The organism is Bacillus sp. GMs2/2, assembly GCF_050172095.1.
In the GTDB taxonomy this organism is placed as follows: domain Bacteria; phylum Bacillota; class Bacilli; order Bacillales; family Bacillaceae_G; genus Bacillus_A; species Bacillus_A cereus.
In genome coordinates this window covers 1-1,354 of record NZ_JBNLYE010000675.1, presented here as the reverse complement: position 1 = coordinate 1,354, position 1,354 = coordinate 1, and the positions used below count along the sequence as shown (strand labels likewise).

Genomic DNA, 1,354 nt, shown 5'->3' with positions numbered 1-1,354 from the left:
CAATTTCTTGTATGTTAGAGTTAATAATTAAACAATTAATACCGCCGTTTTTTGTCCCTTGTTTCATAGAATGGAGCACTTTTTTTAAATCTTCTTTTGATTTAACATGCTCTAAACTTGATACTGCAACGATATAATCATAAGCGTTAGAGTCAATATGATAGTTTTCAATTTCTGCTTGTTCTGTTTTTATAGCCTCGAATACATCATGTTCTTTACTATAAATTTTTAGCTTTGTTAAAGCGGAATCAAGTAAATCAACACATGTAACAGTGCCATTATAATTTTTTATTATTTGTGCAATTGGAATGCTATTTCTACCGATGCCAGAGCCAAGATCAAGTACTTGCAAGTTGTTTTGTCCTTCAAAGTGATCCATCAAGTCCATAACTGTTTTAACCGGTTTGTACAGCCAAGAGCCAATTTCAAATAGTTTATATTGTTCATAGCAAAGGTCGTGATATTTCTTTTCTTCTTGTCTTATGTATTCGATACGGTTCATATTGTTTCAGCCCCAATATTTTTATTGCAAAATTCATATGTAGGACAACCTTTTATATTTGTTTGAATTCGAAAAATACCACCAGCATGTGGATACTCTTTTAATTCGTCATCTGTCATTCTTGTTCTGGCTGTTGTGATATATAAATCTGTTAAATTAGGTCCTCCAAATGTACATGATGTTACATATAAAGCTGGAATTGGAATGCTTAATATTTTTTCTCCAGTAGAGGGATTCCATCTAGTTATTTTTGAACCTCCCCAATGTGCAATCCATAAACAGCCGTCTTCGTCAATTGTCATACCATCAGGTAGACCATCATTTTCAGAGAAAATGATTACATCAATTGGATTATGAATGTCTCCAGTACGTATATTATATTGATAGCGAACCACTTTTTTAGTAGGTGTATCTATAAAGTAAAAGTATGTATGATTAGGTGACCAAGCAATTCCATTTGATGTATTTACATGTGAAACTTTTTTCTCTACACTTAAATTATGATGTAAACAATACAAGGAACCTGCAGCATTCATACCGTATGTATCTGTAGAACCTGCCCAGAAACGACCAGCTGGATCACATTTTCCATCATTGAAACGATTTTCTATTAAATGTGGTTCAGGGTCAAAAATATGTGTCAGTTTTTCGGTATTTATATTAATAGAATAAAAGCCTTTTTCCATAGCTAAGAGTAGTACATCCTCTAAATATGGAACAACACAGCCGATTTGTTGATTGAGTGCAATTACTCGGTTCGTATTAGCGGTAGGATTGTATATGCATAATTTTCTCTCCATAATATCAACCCAATATAAAAGTTGCTTTTTTTCATTCCAACATGGTCCTTCA

2 protein-coding genes are annotated in these 1,354 nt (G+C 32.9%); both read right to left on the bottom strand.

What is annotated here, in order from left to right; genetic code table 11:
* A partial coding sequence (locus ACQGS6_RS28545) for a class I SAM-dependent methyltransferase (protein ID WP_426966033.1) occupies positions 1 to 502 on the bottom strand: 502 nt, incomplete at its 3' end.
* A partial coding sequence (locus ACQGS6_RS28540) for an SMP-30/gluconolactonase/LRE family protein (RefSeq protein WP_426966032.1) occupies positions 499 to 1,354 on the bottom strand: 856 nt, incomplete at its 5' end. The genes ACQGS6_RS28545 and ACQGS6_RS28540, both read right to left, overlap by 4 nt.